This is a genomic window from Bacillus sp. SRB3LM (assembly GCF_015712745.1).
Taxonomy (GTDB): Bacteria; Bacillota; Bacilli; order Bacillales; family Bacillaceae_G; genus Bacillus_A; species Bacillus_A thuringiensis_K.
This window is the reverse complement of the sequence record NZ_VWVQ01000024.1, coordinates 96,328-114,546: the sequence shown is the minus strand read 5'-3', so window position 1 is coordinate 114,546 and position 18,219 is coordinate 96,328. Positions and strand designations below refer to the sequence as shown.

Genomic DNA, 18,219 nt, shown 5'->3' with positions numbered 1-18,219 from the left:
AGCCAAAAATATAAATAAAAGGAGTTGTACACAAATGAATTTACAATCTCTTATAATAGGTGCTCTATCGTTTTTAGCTTCAACTCTTATTTTTTATACCGTTAGTTACGTATTATTATTAGATTTGTTGCCCAATCACGTATTTATTGCCCTTGTCATCCTTTCCGCTCTTATGATTTCTTTTCTTATTACACGAAAATCAATGAATGAGCCATCTACAAAAGCAAAGTAATAGAGAGGGGTGTTTTCCCCTCTCTATTATCATTTCCTAGGAAAGGCCATATAGATTTGACGAGTTTACATTCATTCCAATCAGTAAGGGCTAATTAAAGTCTCACTTTATCTTTGAAAATTCATTTTTTCACCATAATCTTTAACAATCTGAATTATATTTTGAAACAAACCTATTTTTTCTTTTTCACTGTTTAATATTTTCAAATCATAATTTTCGTAATATGTTTCTAATGATTTTAATTGTGATTCTGAAGCGCTTTTTACCTGCACAGTAGCATGCAATTCATATTGCTTATACCCTTCCTTTACTTTTTCACCTAAAATCATTTCACTCTCTTTTGCGCCAATTAATTTTTGAACTTTTTCTGGAAAATTGAGTTGCAAATAATATTCTTTCTCCTTCACTAACTTATTGTATAGTGATTGTGAAATCGTATACCGTACCATATAATTCACGTTTTGATCGCCTGTTTTAATATGAAACGCGGTAATCTGCAAATCTTTTTTTGTTACTTCCGTTAAAGGGCTTACCTGCATCTCATCTTCTTTTTGTTCTGAGACATTTGGAAATATATCCAAAAGCTTTTCCGTATCTTTTTCATTCAACATATACATAGCTTTCTTATATTGCACCCATCCTCGTCTATCTTCTCCCCTTAACCATGCATAATAAGTTTCTTTTTTCCCATCTCTACTAATGTGTATTTCATATTCAGGTTCACCGAAGCTTCCTGTTATTTCTTGTTTTTCAGCTTTATCCAAAATGTCTATTACTAACTTCGCTTCTGATTCTTGCAACTTTTTCTCTTTATGTTTTCTTTGTATAACGGTTACCCCTATTGTTTCTTTCACTTCATTCACCGTCTCTTCTATTTTTTTTGTTTCTTTTTTTGGCTCAACTTGACCACAAGCTGCTAGTAACATAACAAACAACAACACCAATACATATTTCCCTTTCAAATTAATCCTCCTTTTACGATAAGAAATCCTTATAATCTTCATACATAAAACAAAAACGTGACATCCTATTAAATACGCTATACTAATCATTGAAAGGAGGTCTTTATCATGTCCATTAATTTTCATGATGAAAATAATAAGTACACATATGCAACAAGAAACGCTCATATTTCTTGGGCTGAAATGGTAAAAAACATTACAGAAATACAAAACAAGCAAATAATTGATATCGGCTGTGGTGGCGGAATTTATACGAAAGAACTCGCTCTTATGGGAGCAAAAAATGTTGTGGGACTTGATTTTTCAAAAGAAATATTACAAGCTGCAAAAGAAAATTGTAACAACTTTCCAAACATTTCATTCGTCCACAGTGATGCACATAATCTCCCATACCTTAATGAAACATTCGACATAGTTATTTCTCGCGCAGTTATTCATCATTTACAAGACATTCCTACATTTTTACGTGAAGCTTCTCGTATATTAAATAAAAACGGTGTACTTATTTTACAAGATCGAACAATTGAAGATTGTACAATTCCAGGAAGTCCCGAACACATTCGCGGATATTTTTTCTCTCTATTTCCAAAACTTATTGAAATAGAGTCAAAAAGACGTCCAAAAACCAACACTATACAGACAGAATTACAAAAACATTCTCTTCATGTACTTCCCACACAAACACAATGGGAAATACGCAAAATACATGATTCTGTAGAAGCATTATTGCAAGATATATCTCCTCGAACAGGTCGATCCATTCTATATGAGTTAACAGATGATGAACTTTCTCAACTTCTACATCATATACAGACCGCATTACAAAACGTCTCTCCTATTATTGAAAGAGATCGATGGACAATTTGGAGCGCGATGAAGTTGTAAGGAAGGAAGCCTCACAAAATAATGTGAGGCTTCCTTTCTTTCATAATCTAATTTTGCAACACTCTTGATATCCTCCACTTCTAGCCTGTGCACTTCCACACTTCGGACATACTAAATATCTAGACTGATTTGTCAACAAACTACCTTTTTGAAAGAGTAAAACTTCTGCTTGTTTAAACGAACGCGAATAATATAACCACATAAAACCAATTATAGCAATAATGCCAAATAATACTCCCATCGCAAGCATTTCAGTCACCTCTTTTGGTTTGTTCTTTCCAGCAAGTGGATTGTTGTATTATTCTCTATAAATTCAAACAATCCCTTCTTCACTCCTATAAATATCAATTTTCTCTATAAATTTTACAATTCTCCGCAAATTTTTACTCCCATTTTACAATTCATCATTCCCTTTACAACAACGAATATCACTTTCGATATTTTCGTATATAAATATATCTTCCAAAAAACATATTGACTTTCTAAAAAAAACATGTAACAATACTGTCAGAATACTTGAATAAAAATTCATTGACGAGAACGAGTACGTTATAGAACTGTTCCCCAGAGAGTTGGCGATTTGCTGAAAGCCAACGTTCAGTGCGTAACCGAAAATCATCTCCGAGAAGTAGAACCGAATGTTACAGTAAGTTCTTACCGGCCGTCCCCCGTTACAAGGAACACGTATCATGTTGTACGTCGCAAAGCCGTATACATATAGATTTATTTCTACATGTGTAAATTAGGGTGGTATCGCGGGTAAATATAACTCGTCCCTTTCTTTAGGGACGAGTTTTTTTGTGTTCTTACAAATGAATGAATGAAAAAGGAGGAAAAACAATGAACACTGTATCAAAAAAACATATTTTTTTCACGGGTCTTATGCTATTTTCTTTATTTTTTGGGGCAGGTAATTTAATTTTCCCTCCCATGCTTGGACAAAACGCAGGTGAAAACTTTTGGCCAGCAATGATTGGATTTTTACTAACAGGAGTTGGCTTACCACTACTTACTGTTATCGCAATTTCTCTATCAGGAAATGGAATGCAGCAACTTGCAAGTCATGTTCATCCATTATTCGGAATTTTCTTTACGGTAGTTGTATATATTGCCATCGGTCCATCCATGGGCATCCCACGTGTTGCAAATGTCGCTTATGAAATGGGTGTTAGTTCTTTCTTACCAGAAACAATCCGCTCTAGCAGCCTAGTGCTATTTGTATATACAATCATCTTCTTTACTATCGTATTTTGGCTGAGTTTGAATCCATCTAAACTTGTTGATCGTATTGGAAATATATTAACACCTATTTTATTACTCTCAATTTTCTTATTGTTTGTTAAAAGTGTATTCACACCACTTGGGCAATCAGGACCAGCAATGCAAGAGTATCAAACTTCTCCAATCTTCAAAGGATTTATGGAAGGCTACTTAACAATGGACACCATTTCAGCACTTGCATTCGGAATTATCGTTGTAAATGCAATTCGCTCTAAAGGTGTGAATAATCGTAAGTCCATTGCCATCGCCACAGCAAAAGCAGGGCTTATTGCCGCTACAGGGCTCGTACTTGTATATGGTGCACTCGGCTGGCTCGGGGCAACTAGCGTCTCTCTCGGATATGCAAAAAATGGTGGACAGTTACTTACTGTTATCGTACAACAATTATTCGGTCCGTACGGTTTGCTTCTATTATCTCTTATCGTTACACTCGCTTGCCTAACGACATGTGTTGGACTCGTATCTGCATGCAGCCAATATTTTTCAACGTTATTAACTACATTTTCATACAAAATGTTCGCAAGTATCATTTGTGCTTTAGGGTTACTAGTTGCCAACTTAGGTTTAACAAAAATCATTGCCATCTCTGTTCCAATTCTACTTGTTGTGTATCCAATTGCGATTGTACTCGTACTACTATCATTACTTCATAAATACTTCGGTGGATATCGCTCCGTTTATGTAGGCGCTTTGATTGGAGCAGCAATCGTAAGCGTATTTGATGGATTAAAACAAGGTGGTATTTCCGTTTCATTTATCACATCATATTTTGAATTTATCCCTTTATATAATGAAGGAATAGGCTGGCTAGTACCTGCATTAGCTGGATCTCTTATCGGCCTTACAATCGCTAAGCTAAGTGGTGCGAAAAAAGTCCCCTTGCTAACCGAATCTCATGAAGTAAAAGCATCCTAAAAAAACTCCCAAAAGGGAGTTTTTTACATTTGAGAAGCAGTATGATTAAAACTACTTATTTTATACGCTCTCGTATAATAATCGATATTTGTATCCACTGTTTCTACTTTGACAACATCGTAGCAATCTTCTTGCTTTATTAAAAATAAATAGTACTCTTCTGTCGCCTCAATAATTGCAATTTTATCTGTTTCAACATTATATTGTTCACAAAGCGCTTGTAATACGTTCACATAATCCCCTAATTTTTTAGACTTATCCATGCCAAATATAGTTTGAACTAACATATACATTCTCCCCTTTGTATGTACTGTTAACAACCTAATGATAACGCTTACATATATTGACGTCAATAATAAGATTCGGTGCAAATTAATAATCAGTGAGGATAGCTCCCCACTGATTAAAGTTTCACTGTATCATTTCGTCAATTGATGTCTAAACGCATAAATAACCGCCTGTGTCCGATCACTTACATTTAGCTTATTCAATATATTACTCACATGTGTCTTTACTGTTTTGAGCGCAATAAACAACTCATCTGCAATCTCTTGATTACTTTTCCCCTCTGCAATTAATAACAAAATTTCTGACTCTCTTTCTGTTAACTCCTCATGCAAAGGTTGCTCTTTCTTTTGACGCATACGGGACATCATTTTCCCGGTAACTTTCGGCTCTAATACTGTTTCTCCATCATAAGTAGCTCGTACAGCATCTGCAATATCACTTGCTCTTGATGTTTTTAACAAGTAACTGGTCGCCCCAGCCTCAATAACAGGATACAATTTTTCGTCATCTAAAAAACTTGTTACAACTACAATTTTTGCTTCTGGCCATTCTTGAATAATAGCACGTGTTGCTTCGACACCATCCATCTCGTCCATGACAAGGTCCATCAAAATAATATCCGGTCTTAATTGCAAAGCTAACTCTGAACCTTTTCTTCCATTTTCAGCTTCTCCAACTACTTCAATATCTGGCTGCGTTGATAAATATGCAGATACACCCATTCGAACCATTTCATGATCATCCACTAGTAATACTTTTATCATGATTCTCCCCCTCTCTCAATCATAATGGGTACTTTCACTTCTATCTGTGTACCTTTATTTGGAAAACTAAGCACTTTTAATGTACCACCAATTTCATGAACACGCTCTTGCATCGATCTTAGACCATATGAACCAGCCTTATTAACCCCTACTTTAAACCCAACGCCGTCATCAATGATTTTTAAAATCGCATATTGATCAATTTTTCGAAGGCGCACTTCCGTTTTCTTTGCCTTCGCATGCCGTAAAGTATTAGACAGCGCCTCTTGCACAATACGGAATAAGTGATCTTCTACACCTTTTTTTAATTGAATCGGTTCAATTAACCATTCAATTTTCATATGTTGCTTTCTAGACAGTTCTGTTAATAATTCTTCTATACCCTCTGTTAGTTTTTTACCTTCTAACTGTACTGGGCGTAAATGAAGAAGCAATGCTCTCATTTCTGATTGTGCATTTACGACCATATTTTCAACGAGTTGCAACTGCTTTTTCGTCGTTTCTGGAAATTCAGCTACTTGTTCATTAATAGCCGACATCATCATCGACATTGCAAAAAGCTGCTGACTGACAGAATCATGCAGCTCCCTCGCCAATCGATGCCTTTCTTGAGAAATTGCTTCTTGTCTCATCTCTTCATTCCAATGAGCTCGTTCATTCGTTACTTTTTGAAAGAGTCCAGCTTGCTCCTCTAATCGGCGAGCCAGAACGATTACTTTTCGTTCCACTTCATGAAATTCATCATCTGCAGTAAACGAAACATCACTCGGAAAATTCCCTCGCTCTACTTCAAATAGAAACGTATTTAATCCTTGTATACGCTGCTCTATATAGTAACCGATTGCATATCCTACAATTCCTCCGATAAGTAAACTTGTAGTCATAATAAACAAGCCAATTGGAACAGAAGCGATGGATTCCTTCCATAATAAATCATATACTTGTTGCTCGCTTTTCCATACATATACAATTGTACAAATGAGTGCGATACTAACTGAGGACAACATAGAATAACGAATATACATCCACGAAATATTTTTTTGTTTCTTCATTATACTTTCCTCACTTCCGTATCGCCTACGACAAGCGAAGAAATAATTTTTATACGACGAGGAGCCTCTTTATACTGCTCTGTTCTAAATGTAACATTGCGGTTAAACCCTGTCTCCTCATGACCTGGCAAGAGCACACGTCCGACAATAACAGAATGATTTAGAGACAATTCAATATCATACGGCACATATAAACGAATATTACCAACGACACCCCGAATAACAATTACCGTTTCCCCTTCTGGAATCATAGCAGTTGTTAAATCTATTTCCACATCACAAGCACCATATTGAACATTAATATCCTCAAGTTCATAAATATGATCCATCATTCTTACATTGCCTACAAACATATTTTTCAAATATGGTTCTGTACGATATATTTGCTTCTCTTCGTCTATAATCCCTTTTTCTTTAATTTCAACCTTCATTGCTTTTTGCTGATGTCCTTGTTGAATCAATTGATAACCAATTAAAGCTAAACAAGCAAATACGACAAGAACAAATGCTGCTGATGAAAATAAGAAAAATAAAAATACGATACCACCAACAAATAAAAATACATTTCCCCGTACATAACGATTCTTTTTACGATAATGCCTTCCAAACATAAGCATAATAAATGCAAAAATGAGACCACCTGGTTCAAAATGTCCAAGTATCATATCAAGAAAAAGACCGAATCCAAATATGATGAGGAGCATTCCCATTAATTGTGTCTTTGAAAAATGTTTCTTCATTTCAGCTCCCCCCTTCTTGTCACATATACATAGAAGAAAAGGCATTGCTTTCCAACACCTTTTCTCCTATCACTATATCATAAGCCTGTTTTATAATATACTACTATTATTTTGTTAACTCTTTCGTTAACGATATATCATTCTTTTCTTTCATTTCACGCTCAAGTTTTGCAATTTTCATATCAAATGTGTCACGCTCATGCTCTTCATTCATACGAGTTTCTAAGTCACGAATGTGATCTTCAATTTCTTCAAATCGTAAGAACGGATTATTTTCATCCATTTTATGCATCGCAGTATTCATACGACGATTTGCATGTGCCATATTTTCACGTGCCATTAGTTCCATACGCTTTGCGTGCATTTCTTTTAACTTATTTTTCATTTCAGAAAGACGACGCTCTAACTCATCAATTTGCTCTACAACACCTGCATACATTTCTTCTAATCGAGTTACTTGCCCTTCATAATAAGCTACCTCTTCTAAAGCACGTTCATGCAATTGTAATTCGCCTGCTTCTTGAGCAATGATAGCTTGCTTTGATCTTTTATTAACGAAATAACGCGCTTGCTCAAGCTCACGAGCAAAGTTAGATTTTAATGTTTTATGACGCTCAATTAACTTCTCAATTTTTGTTATTTCGCGCTCACTATCACGTAAATATTGGTTTAACATCGCAATTGGATTTTTTCTTTCCTTCTCATCTAACACGTTATGAAAATCAGCTAAAATTGCATCGCGTACACGTCCGAATAAAGATTGTTTCATTATAAATCTTCCTCTCTTCTACTTTATTTATAATTTGATTTATTGTTTTAATTTTTCATTAATTTGTTCCACTCATCTTCAAAGTTGCTATATGGTTTAGAACTTTCTGGAGCAGATTCAACAACTACATCTTTTTCTTTTTTCCACTCACGGTATCCGTAATATAAAACCACTAAAGCAGCGATACCGATTAATGCTGGCGAATGAGAAAGTGCAATGGATAAACCGATTAAACCAACAATACCCCAAGCTAACTTTCCAAAAAATGATTTAGCTCGCACAAATGATTTATAGCTCCAATATACAACTCCTGCTCCGATTGCGAACCCTACAATACCAGCAAGACTACCAAGAGCAATTAAAGCCAAAATACCGGCTGCGATAAACGCTAGAAATTGTTTCATCTTGTGCTTGCCTCCCTTCGATTTGATACTCTTATCTTAACTATTTTTTCATCTTTCCATAACGAGCTTAAGAACCGTTTTTAACTCAGACTTAAGACCGAGTCATATTCAGCCCTTTACGCAAAAAAACGTGCAGAGTCTATTCTCTGCACGTTTTTTTAATTACTAACATTCATATTAAATTAAGCTGTTTTATGATACTTTTTTTTCTCAGCTACTTTCGAAAACCTTGGAAACCCAATTAAAATAGAAACAATCCCACATACTCCAACTAAGATTGGATAAAATGAATATGGTAACAATTCAACCGGAGATAACGCTGCAAATCCTGCTGCCGTTAACATTTGGGCACCGTACGGAATTAATCCTTGCACACAACATGAGAAAAGATCTAATACACTCGCTGATTTACGAGGGTCTATTTCATATTGATCTGCAATATTTTTTGCAAGCGGGCCTGTAAAGATAATTGAAATCGTATTATTCGCTGTACACATATTTGTCATACTCACTAAACCAGCAATACCAAATTCCGCTCCTTTTTTCGAACGAATATTACGTGTTAATACATTCATTAAATATTGAATACCACCATTATATTGGATTAATTCAACCATACCGCCAATTAATATAGCAAGTAATACTAACTCCATCATACCGCCCATTCCAGTCGTTACACTTTTAAAGAAACTTTCTAACGTGTAACTTCCATCTATAAGGCCGATAACACCAGATAGTACAGTTCCACCAGTTAATACAATAAGTACATTCCAGCCAAGTAGCGCTGTAATAAGTACTCCTGCGTACGGTAAAATCTTTATCCAATCAAAGCTATGTGCTTTAATCTGCGTGTCACTTCCTGAAGTAACTATTACTAATAGTACAATTGTAATAATAGCCGCTGGTAACACAATTAAAAAGTTCGTTTTAAACTTATCTTTCATTTCTGTTCCTTGTGAACGAACAGCTGCGATTGTTGTATCTGAAATAAATGATAAATTATCACCAAACATCGCTCCGCCAACAACAGTAGCCATTGCAAGCGCAATTGAAATATCAGTTTGACCACTAATACCTACAGCAATCGGCGCTAATGCTGCAATTGTTCCCATTGAAGTTCCCATCGCTAATGAAATAAATGCACCAATAACAAAGATTCCAGCCACGATAAATCCTGGCGGTAAAATAGTTAACGCTAAATTAACAGTTGAGTCTACTCCGCCCATTCCTTTAGCAGTTTCAGAAAACGCACCTGCAAGCACAAAAATTAATACCATAATCATAATATCCGGATTTCCTGCACCTTTAGCGAACCGCTCTACTTTCACATTAAAACTTTCTTTACGATTCATCACTAAAGCGACTCCTACAGCAATTGAAATCGCTACAAGTATCGGCAATTTATAGAAATCACCTGTAATAATTCCAGAACCAATAAATAGCGCCAAAAATATCCCAAGTGGTAATAAAGCTAAACCATTTCCTCTCGTTTCTTTCAAAGTACCATCTCTCCCTAGTTTCAACCTTTTTCTAATGAATAACAAAAGACCTCTTCCGATGAGAAGAGGTCTTATACATCTATAAGAAACACTCTTCTCATCTTTCAAGCACACGCTTGCTGGATTTGGCACAGCACTCTGAAATCGAGTCCGCTGCCGAGGCATCGTAGGGCCAGTCCCTCCGCCTCTCTTTATAAGAAGGTTTCATATTTATTTTTTAATAATAATTTCTTCCCTAACTTTACTCGCTTACAAAACAAAAGTCAATTATTTTTTGTATAGATTTTTTTGGTAATTATACAAAAATTTGAATACAACAATCATTTTAACTTTTCGATTTCTTCTTCCAATATTGAAATCCAATAAAATTCACTATTTTTTATTGTTGCTAATATCCATTTCGTAGTGTACCAAGCTAACTCATACTCTTCCTTCGTGACATCGCCACTTTTATAAGCATCCTCTAGCTCCTCTTCATCTAATACATACACCTTACCGCTAGATAATAATACTACATCTAAATATAAATCATCAAAATAAGGTAAACCACGATCGTCTATTTTATATTCTTTCGCCACATCGATATAATATTGCACTAATTTTTTCTGATCATCTAACATAGCGGTAATCGCAAAGTTTTTCCCGTCTATGAAATATTGAATCCACATATACTGATCCGCTGCAATACAAAGTTCTTCACCATCATATTCTTTACAACTAGGCTTCCTCACCTTTTTTATATCCAGTATTCCGAGCATCCCCTCTTCCACTTGCTTAACCGTATAACCCTTCTCTATTAGCCTCTTCCACGAAGAACCGTCACCATATTTACGTTTCATTATGTCTGCTCCTCTTCTATATACAGAAAAGCTCCCACATATTATGTGAGAGCTTGTTCATATTATAATTAAGCCGCTTGACCCTTTTCAGAAATCTCTTTTAAATAAGCTTGTCCTTTTTCAGCGTCATATTGACCTTCCCACTTAGACATAACTACAGCTGCTAAAGAGTTTCCTACAACGTTAACTGCTGTACGAGCCATATCTAAAATACGGTCAATACCAGCAATGAACGCTAAGCCTTCAGGTGGAATACCTACTGTACCAAGTGTCGCTAATAATACAACGAATGATACGCCCGGTACACCTGCGATACCTTTTGATGTAACCATTAATACAAGCAATAATGTAATTTGTTGTGTAATAGATAAATCAATACCGTACATTTGCGCTAAGAAAATAGCCGCAATTGCTTGATATAAAGTTGATCCATCTAAGTTAAATGAATAACCTGTCGGAATAACGAAAGATGTAATTGCTTTCGGACAACCGAATTTCTCCATTTTCTCCATGATTTTTGGTAAAACTGTTTCTGAGCTTGCTGTAGAATACGCTAAAATCAGCTCGTCTTTTAAAATCTTAAAGAATTGGAAAATATTAATTCCAAATATTTTCGCTGTAAGTCCTAAGACAACTACTACGAAGAAAATCATTGCTCCATATACGACAATTAGTAATTTCCCTAATGGAATTAATGAAGCAAGACCAAATGTAGAAACTGTAACACCAATTAGTGCAAACACACCAAATGGTGCAAATTTCATAACTTGGTTTGTTACGTAAAACATTGCGTCAGCTACACCTTGGAAAAATTGAAGAACTGGTCTTCCTCTTTCACCAATTGCCGCTACACCTAAACCAAATAGTACAGAGAAGAAGATAATAGCAAGCATATCTCCGTCAGCTAATGACTTCATAATGTTCGTTGGAACAATATTTACAAATGTATCTGCAAATGAATGACTTTGTACTTGCTCTGTCGTATGTGTATATTTCGAAATATCTGTCTTTGTTAACTGCTCCATATTTACGCCTTTTCCTGGTTGGAAAATATTCGCTATTAATAGACCAACAATAATTGCAATTGTTGTAATAATTTCAAAGTAAATAATTGTTTTTCCGCCTAGTCGACCTAGTTGTTTAACATCGCCAACACCAGCAACCCCAACAACAATGCTTGCTACAACAATCGGTACAACGATCATTTTAATTAATCGGATGAAAATATCACCAATTGGTTGTAAGTACTTCACAACAGCTGGATTATCAAAGAAAATCGCCCCAACCGCAATACCAAGTGCAAGTCCTATTAATATTTGCCATGCAAGTCCTATTCTTTTCATATTTGTTGTAACCCCCTCTTCGATGTGTCACTCTATCTCTCATTCTATCTCTATAAAACTTGAAATTAAGAGTATTACATATTATTCGACAATTCACTACATTTTGTCCCTGTTAAAAATCATAAATCAAAAATTTAAATCTGACAACAAAATAACTTTGCCCGAACACAAATAATTTTCTTGACAAAAAGCAGACCCATGTCAGAAAACCTAACATGAGAACGATTCCTCACTAGTGTTTTATTAGCTTTCCAAGCAATATCTCATCTCATAAAAACGATTACTTTCCTCCTTTATTTTACAGATAAACCCCAAAATATACCTTTGTTACACATATGAATAAAATGTAAGCACTATGACAATTACAGTTGAAAAATGATAAATTCCGACAAAACTTAGCAATTTTATAAATTTTTCTTTACATTATGATTACAACGATAGACACCCTTCTTCTTATGATATATAACATTCATAGGGAAAGGAGTCAGACAACAATGAAAAAGAAATTTGCAGCGTTTAGTGTTTTAGCAGCAGGAACGATTTTTGCTTCCCCGTTACTTTCACCCGTATACGCTGAAACGAATCAAGATAAATTATCTAATATTCAATCTGAATTAGAAGGCAAACAAAGTGACTTACAAAATAAATCAGTCGAGAAAGAACAAATAGAAAAAGAAATTCAAGAATTACAGAAGAAAATCGATGAATTAACTACTTCTATTAATAAAAATGAGGCTGAATTAAACGATACAAAAAAGGAAATTAGCAAAACGCAACAAGTAATTACTGATAAAAAGAAACATATAGAACAATTACAAACAAACATAGATACACGTCAGGAAGTTATTAAACAACGATTACAATCTATGCAAGAAAAACCGCGTACAAATATCATTACAGAAGTATTAACAAACTCTACAAACATTGCTGATCTTGTTGATAATATGTACTCCGTAAGTTTAATATTAAACAACGATACAGATATTGTAAAAAAACAAACATCTGATCAAAATGCTGTAACAACAGAAAAAGAAGCTGTTGAGAAAAAAGAACAACAACTGAAAGAATCTGAACAAAAACTAGAACAAAAACAGCAAGAATTACAAAATAACCAACAACAGCAACAAACCCTTATTAACGATCTACATACGAAAGTAGCAAAAGTAGATTCAGAGATTGAAGGATTAGAAGAATCCAAAGGCATTTTAGAAAATCAACGTCAAGCTGTTCAAAGAGCAATTGAAGAAGAAAAACGTGCCGAAGAAGCTCGTAAAGCGGAAGAAGCTCGCCAGGCAGAAGAGGCTCGCAAGCAACAAGCTACTAAATCTGCTCAAAAAGCTCAAGCAGCCCCAACACCACATGATACAAATATCGGTGGCTTTATCAAACCAGCAGCCGGATCAAAAACTTCCGGATTTGGTGTACGTTCTTTAGATAACCATAAAGGAATTGACATCGCTGCTTCGGGAACGGTTCCAATTATCGCTGCTGCAGATGGCGTTGTTATTCGCTCAGAATTATCATCTAGTTACGGAAACGTAGTGTATTTATCTCACCGTATAAACGGAAAAACATATACGACAGTATATGCTCATATGAATAGCCGTTCTGTATCGAATGGACAAACTGTAAAACAAGGCGATCAGCTTGGATTTATGGGGAATACGGGCCAATCATACGGACAACATTTACACTTCGAACTCCATCTTGGAGAATGGAATGTCGGCAAGACAAACGCAGTTGACCCATCTCCTTATATCGAATTATAAAAAACCTCGGTGCCTACCGAGGTTTTTTTATTTATACTTCACACAATATAGGCATTCTACATAGACCATAACTAAATGCCTCTAGTTTACGAGGTGATCCATATGAATACGCAATTACAACAAAAAATAGAAGAAGCTAGAGCGACATATATCAGCCGGATATTTACATTTGGCGGCTCAGTTTTATTTTTAATCGGTTCATTCCTCGCAGTCACCACAGCCTATAAAGCATATAATCCTCTATTACATTCAACAACATAAAAAAGACGGGAGCTCCCCGCCTTTTTTTATGCAAACATTTTAAATACACCTATCGCATTTAAAAATACAATTATTACAGTTATCGGAATAACATAACGAAGTAAGAAGAACCAAATGTTAAATAACGTTTCCCCTTTCGTTTCCGTCACTTCTAATTCTTTCATCAACAATTCTTTACTCATTTTATTTGGTACAAATAATGAAATAGCTAGTACCCCTAACGGTAGCAATACGTTACTTACTGAAAAGTCGACTAAATCAAAGAATGTTTTCCCAAATATTTTCACGTCACTCATAATCCCAAATGATAACGCTGATGGAATACCGACTGCAAAAATAAGAATACCAATTAATAATGATGCTGATGGACGCTTCTTCTCATTACCTTTCGCAACAGATGCTACTACTATTTCAAGCATTGAAATTGCTGATGTTAAAGTCGCAAAGAAGAATAAAATTAAAAACATAATAAAGAAAAATTGACCAAATGGTATTTTTGCAAATACTGCTGGAAGGACGATAAACAGTAATCCTGGTCCTTCAGTCGGTTTAACTCCTAATGCGAAAATCGCCGGGAAAATCGCTAATCCTGCAAGTACTGTAACAAAAACAGTTAAACTTACAATAGATGTTGCTGATTTCGCTAAATGTTCCTCTTTCTTTAAATACGAACTATACGTTACCATTACTGAGGCACCTACTGTTAGCGAGAAGAAAGATTGTCCCATCGCATATAAAATCGTATCTGCTGTAAGCTTTGAAAAATCTGGCTTTAAGAAGAACTCTACTCCAGCAAAAGCACCATCGAGTGTTAACGCACGAACAATAATCGCAATAAATAAAATAAATAATAGCGGCATCATGTACTTACTTGCCTTTTCTATACCTTTCTCTACACCTTTACTTACAACAAAAATCGTACAAAGCATAAAGATAAATTGCGCTCCAATCGCACTTAATGGATTGGAAATCGTTTCACCGAACAATTGTCCATAATCAGCTACTCCATTCCAGAAACTTCCTGTCACACTATAATATAAATAAAGTAAAATCCATCCACCTACAACACTATAAAAAGATAGTACACTAAAACAAGTAACAACTCCCATACGACCAATCCAAGGATATAATTTGCTATTTGGCACTAGTACTTTATAAGCTGTAACCGCCTCTTTTTGCGTGCTACGTCCAATAACAAACTCCGCTATTAGAAGAGGCATACCTATAAATAAAGTTAATAGTAAAAATACAAGGAAGAATGCGCCTCCCCCGCCATTACCTGCAACATATGGAAATTTCCATATCGCACCAAGACCTACTGCGGCTCCGGCTGCTGCGAGTACAAAGCCGATTTTCGACGTCCATTGCTGTGTTTCTTTCATCATAAATTCTCCTTTTCTGAATATTTAAACTTTTGTTAATTATACACTTTCATTTCATACTCGCACACCTCCTTTAGAAAATAAAAAAGTCCCCTACACGCAAATATGCATGTAGAGGACGATATATGTAATGTAAATACCGTGGTACCACCTCAATTGGATTGATAAATCCCACTTGTTCAAGTACAGGAATAATTCCGATACTCTATCCTTTTAACGGCAGAACCCGGGTTGCCTACTACAATGTTCAACATACCTCTCGCAAGCCCATTCTGTATATTTTATCGTACCGGGCTCCCACCTAACCCCAGCTCTCTGAACGCATCAAATATACGTACTCTTCTTGCTCATCGATTTCATCTATTGAAGTTACTTGTGATTATAAATTATATTTTTATATTTGTAAAGCGCACTTTATCTTTTATTATTTTAAAATCTTTTCCTCTAATTCTCGTAAAAAACTTTCTCTTTTCCCCTCGTTTTGCACATATACTGATTTCAACACTTCTTGGAGCAATATATTTCGTTCCCTCTTTTCTAACTGTAAATCTTTTAACTTCAACCTTACTTCATATAAAAAATCTAAATATGATTCATATGTCTCATCATATTTATTTGCAATATCATCTCGAATTTTTTTTGCGAGCTTCGGGCTCGCTCCCCCAGTAGAAACTGCTATATTAAGTAAACCACGATGAATCGCTGCCGGAAAATGAACATTACCACTTTCCGGATTTGTAATAACATTTACTAATTGATTCTCAGCGGCATCTTCAGCAACTTGTTCATTTAATATTGAATCACTACTTGCTGCAACAACTAAAAAAGCACTTTTAATATCACTTTTTTCATATTCTCTTTGATACCAACGAATTTTCTTTTCTTCCACAAGTTTTACTAAATTCGCATCTAATTCTGGACTTATCACAACTATATCCGCACCCTGTTTGAGTAAAGGAATAATTTTAAATCCTGCAACTTTTCCCCCGCCAATAACAACAACGCGTTTCTCATTAACTCGCACTGTAAGTGGATACATACTGATCTCCTTTCAATAACTCCGTCGTTTTCTGAATTAACATATCTTGAAACGCTTCATTCTTCCCTAAATATGGACTGATTTTTATCTCTTCCAATTCATATTGGCGCACTTCTTTCTCAATATGTTTCATAAGTAAACCTGTAAATAACAAGTAAGGCAGTACAACGATGTTCTTTTCTTTTCGTTCTACAACTTCCTTTAACTTCTCCTCAAATTTTGGCTCTGCAGCCGCTAAATAACAAACTTCTACTTTTTTAACCTTCTCTTTTGTTTGAAATAAAGAAGCAATCCAGTTTATATCTCTTAATACTTCAGGATCACTACTCCCTCTTGCAACGAGAAGTAACGTCACTTCATTTTTATCTTCCTGTTCGATGCCACTTCCGCTATACACCGATTTAACAAGTGTTTCTGATACACCAAACGGATTACCATACGTCACTTTAACATTTGGATATTGATTCTTGAGCTTTACCAATTCAAACGGAATATCTTTCTTCACATGACCTGCCGCTAATAAAAAAACAGGGATAGCAATAATCTCTGTGGCCCCACGCTTCACACATGTACGAAAACCATCTTCAATAGAAGGATTCGCTAACTCTAAAAAACAAACTTCTTGAATAGTCGCTTCTATACGGCTCATACACGATGTAATAAATTGAATCGCCTCTTCTTTCGCTGTCTTCAAACGACTTCCATGACATATATATAAAACGGCTTTCATTTTACAACACTCCACTTACTTGATAAGCATTTTCTGTCTGCTTCTCAAACCAATGAATTTTTTCTCTAAAACGGACAACTTCTCCAATTACAATCATGCTCGGATTTTGAATTTGCTCTTTTTTCGCAACATCTACAATTGTCCCTAACATTCCAACAACTGTGCGCTGCATAGACGTCGTCCCCTGCTCAATAATAGCAGCTGGCGTACTTTTATCTTTTCCATGCTTCATAAGTTGCTCACATATGTAGAGCAAATTACTAACCCCCATATATACCGCTAAAGTCTCTACACCTTTCGCTAAACTTTCCCATTTCACTTCTTCTTCAGCACCTTCTTTCCTATGCCCAGTCACAATAGCAAAACTTGCACTTGCATCACGGTGCGTCACTGGAATACCAGCATAAGCAGGTGCGGCTATTCCAGACGAAATACCTGGGACGATTTCAAATGGTACACCTTGCTTTGCTAATGCTTCGGCTTCTTCTCCCCCTCTACCAAACACAAATGGATCGCCGCCCTTAAGCCTTGTTACAACTTTTCCTTTTTTCGCATACTTAATAAGAAATATATTAATTGTTTCTTGCTTCATCGTGTGATAATTCGGGAGTTTCCCGCAATAAATCAAATCCGCTTCAGGCTTTGCGTGTGAAAGCAGCTCTTTATTCACAAGACGGTCGTATAAAATAACATCTGCCTTCTCAATACATTTCAATCCTTTAACAGTAATTAAATCTGGATCACCAGGACCCGCTCCAACAATATAAACCTTCCCCATCATCTCTCCTCATTTCTACTATTAAAGTGAAACTTCCATCCTTATATATGAATGGAAGTTTTCATTTCTTCATATTTCAATGTTCCTTACTCATGAATAACAAAGGCCGCGCTTTTTCGAATCTTCTTTTTTTCAAATAAAGCAATCTCCTTTACCTCTGGTAACGGTAAAAAATGTTTTTCAAGCTCCATCTCCGCCATCTTAAATGCCTGTTCTTCACTTTCAGCAACAACAACAATTGGAACAATGCTACTCACTAATACCGCTTCAAATCGATATAAATCCAT

General features: G+C 35.5%; 21 protein-coding genes, 1 riboswitch and 2 other annotated features. Of the genes, 5 read left to right on the top strand and 16 right to left on the bottom strand.

Annotation, left to right across the window (positions count from 1 at the left end):
• Positions 1 to 34: 34 nt before the first annotated feature.
• Positions 35 to 232 (top strand): hypothetical protein, encoded by a 198-nt coding sequence (locus F3I02_RS16835; RefSeq protein ID WP_001053357.1) that lies wholly within the window; start codon positions 35 to 37, stop codon positions 230 to 232.
• Positions 233 to 339: 107 nt separating this feature from the next.
• Here F3I02_RS16835 and F3I02_RS16830 read toward each other — a convergent pair whose 3' ends face one another.
• Positions 340 to 1,194 (bottom strand): YhfM domain-containing protein, encoded by an 855-nt coding sequence (locus F3I02_RS16830; protein WP_000677058.1) that lies wholly within the window; start codon positions 1,192 to 1,194, stop codon positions 340 to 342.
• A 108-nt stretch (positions 1,195 to 1,302) separates the two neighbouring features.
• Here F3I02_RS16830 and F3I02_RS16825 point away from each other — a divergent pair, with 108 nt between their 5' ends.
• Complete coding sequence (locus F3I02_RS16825) at positions 1,303 to 2,079, top strand: class I SAM-dependent methyltransferase (protein ID WP_196478197.1); 777 nt, start codon at positions 1,303 to 1,305, stop codon at positions 2,077 to 2,079.
• Positions 2,080 to 2,119: 40 nt separating this feature from the next.
• Here F3I02_RS16825 and F3I02_RS16820 read toward each other — a convergent pair whose 3' ends face one another.
• On the bottom strand, positions 2,120 to 2,329 hold the full coding sequence (locus tag F3I02_RS16820) for a hypothetical protein (protein ID WP_000880630.1): 210 nt from the start codon (positions 2,327 to 2,329) through the stop codon (positions 2,120 to 2,122).
• Positions 2,330 to 2,601: 272 nt separating this feature from the next.
• Positions 2,602 to 2,860: a binding site (T-box leader), on the top strand.
• 59 nt (positions 2,861 to 2,919) lie between these two features.
• On the opposite strand from F3I02_RS16820, the gene brnQ3 reads away from it, so the two are divergent.
• Positions 2,920 to 4,275: a branched-chain amino acid transport system II carrier protein BrnQ3 gene (gene brnQ3 / locus F3I02_RS16815; RefSeq protein WP_001099173.1), complete on the top strand. Its 1,356-nt coding sequence runs from the start codon at positions 2,920 to 2,922 to the stop codon at positions 4,273 to 4,275.
• 23 nt (positions 4,276 to 4,298) lie between these two features.
• Here the strand turns inward: brnQ3 and F3I02_RS16810 are convergent, their stop codons facing one another.
• From F3I02_RS16810 to gltP, 9 genes are all read right to left on the bottom strand, one after another.
• The gene (locus F3I02_RS16810; protein ID WP_116777483.1) at positions 4,299 to 4,637 is read right to left on the bottom strand and encodes a DUF3922 domain-containing protein; all 339 of its coding nucleotides are present in this window, start codon (positions 4,635 to 4,637) and stop codon (positions 4,299 to 4,301) included.
• Positions 4,638 to 4,694: 57 nt separating this feature from the next.
• Entirely contained in the window at positions 4,695 to 5,327 is a 633-nt protein-coding gene (locus tag F3I02_RS16805; protein WP_000598709.1) for a response regulator, read from the bottom strand.
• Positions 5,324 to 6,379: a sensor histidine kinase gene (locus F3I02_RS16800; protein WP_000744331.1), complete on the bottom strand. Its 1,056-nt coding sequence runs from the start codon at positions 6,377 to 6,379 to the stop codon at positions 5,324 to 5,326. The genes F3I02_RS16805 and F3I02_RS16800 overlap by 4 nt, the downstream gene beginning before the upstream one ends.
• Positions 6,379 to 7,119 carry a cell wall-active antibiotics response protein LiaF gene (liaF, locus tag F3I02_RS16795; RefSeq protein WP_000716094.1) on the bottom strand — a complete coding sequence of 247 codons (741 nt, stop codon included), beginning with the start codon at positions 7,117 to 7,119 and terminating at the stop codon, positions 6,379 to 6,381. The genes F3I02_RS16800 and liaF overlap by 1 nt, the downstream gene beginning before the upstream one ends.
• Before the next feature lie 106 nt (positions 7,120 to 7,225).
• A complete protein-coding gene (locus F3I02_RS16790; RefSeq protein WP_000814126.1) occupies positions 7,226 to 7,888 on the bottom strand; it encodes a PspA/IM30 family protein in 663 nt (220 codons plus the stop codon).
• 47 nt (positions 7,889 to 7,935) lie between these two features.
• A complete protein-coding gene (locus tag F3I02_RS16785; RefSeq protein ID WP_000808640.1) occupies positions 7,936 to 8,292 on the bottom strand; it encodes a lmo0954 family membrane protein in 357 nt (118 codons plus the stop codon).
• Positions 8,293 to 8,474: 182 nt separating this feature from the next.
• Entirely contained in the window at positions 8,475 to 9,791 is a 1,317-nt protein-coding gene (locus tag F3I02_RS16780) for a Na+/H+ antiporter NhaC family protein (protein WP_196478196.1), read from the bottom strand.
• A gap of 94 nt (positions 9,792 to 9,885) precedes the next feature.
• A riboswitch (SAM riboswitch) is annotated at positions 9,886 to 9,991 on the bottom strand.
• 120 nt (positions 9,992 to 10,111) lie between these two features.
• Complete coding sequence (locus tag F3I02_RS16775) at positions 10,112 to 10,630, bottom strand: ribonuclease FAU-1 family protein (RefSeq protein ID WP_074594198.1); 519 nt, start codon at positions 10,628 to 10,630, stop codon at positions 10,112 to 10,114.
• A gap of 68 nt (positions 10,631 to 10,698) precedes the next feature.
• Positions 10,699 to 11,973 (bottom strand): glutamate/aspartate:proton symporter GltP, encoded by a 1,275-nt coding sequence (gltP, locus tag F3I02_RS16770; RefSeq protein ID WP_196478195.1) that lies wholly within the window; start codon positions 11,971 to 11,973, stop codon positions 10,699 to 10,701.
• Between the two features lie 494 nt (positions 11,974 to 12,467).
• Here gltP and F3I02_RS16765 point away from each other — a divergent pair, with 494 nt between their 5' ends.
• Positions 12,468 to 13,742 (top strand): murein hydrolase activator EnvC family protein, encoded by a 1,275-nt coding sequence (locus tag F3I02_RS16765; protein WP_196478194.1) that lies wholly within the window; start codon positions 12,468 to 12,470, stop codon positions 13,740 to 13,742.
• Between the two features lie 102 nt (positions 13,743 to 13,844).
• Positions 13,845 to 14,003 carry a hypothetical protein gene (locus F3I02_RS16760; protein WP_001096000.1) on the top strand — a complete coding sequence of 53 codons (159 nt, stop codon included), beginning with the start codon at positions 13,845 to 13,847 and terminating at the stop codon, positions 14,001 to 14,003.
• A 26-nt stretch (positions 14,004 to 14,029) separates the two neighbouring features.
• Here F3I02_RS16760 and F3I02_RS16755 read toward each other — a convergent pair whose 3' ends face one another.
• The 5 genes from F3I02_RS16755 to F3I02_RS16735 form a co-directional block, all read right to left on the bottom strand.
• The gene (locus F3I02_RS16755) at positions 14,030 to 15,385 is read right to left on the bottom strand and encodes a sodium-dependent transporter (protein ID WP_000665432.1); all 1,356 of its coding nucleotides are present in this window, start codon (positions 15,383 to 15,385) and stop codon (positions 14,030 to 14,032) included.
• A gap of 111 nt (positions 15,386 to 15,496) precedes the next feature.
• Positions 15,497 to 15,745 (bottom strand) — a binding site (T-box leader).
• A gap of 64 nt (positions 15,746 to 15,809) precedes the next feature.
• On the bottom strand, positions 15,810 to 16,424 hold the full coding sequence (locus tag F3I02_RS16750; protein ID WP_000283355.1) for an NAD(P)-binding protein: 615 nt from the start codon (positions 16,422 to 16,424) through the stop codon (positions 15,810 to 15,812).
• Positions 16,399 to 17,154: a sirohydrochlorin chelatase gene (locus F3I02_RS16745; RefSeq protein ID WP_000648889.1), complete on the bottom strand. Its 756-nt coding sequence runs from the start codon at positions 17,152 to 17,154 to the stop codon at positions 16,399 to 16,401. The genes F3I02_RS16750 and F3I02_RS16745 overlap by 26 nt, the downstream gene beginning before the upstream one ends.
• A 1-nt stretch (position 17,155) precedes the next feature.
• Positions 17,156 to 17,932, bottom strand: coding sequence for a uroporphyrinogen-III C-methyltransferase (cobA, locus tag F3I02_RS16740; RefSeq protein WP_196478193.1), 777 nt, complete (start codon positions 17,930 to 17,932; stop codon positions 17,156 to 17,158).
• Positions 17,933 to 18,018: 86 nt separating this feature from the next.
• Positions 18,019 to 18,219: a DUF3906 family protein gene (locus F3I02_RS16735; protein ID WP_000366922.1), complete on the bottom strand. Its 201-nt coding sequence runs from the start codon at positions 18,217 to 18,219 to the stop codon at positions 18,019 to 18,021.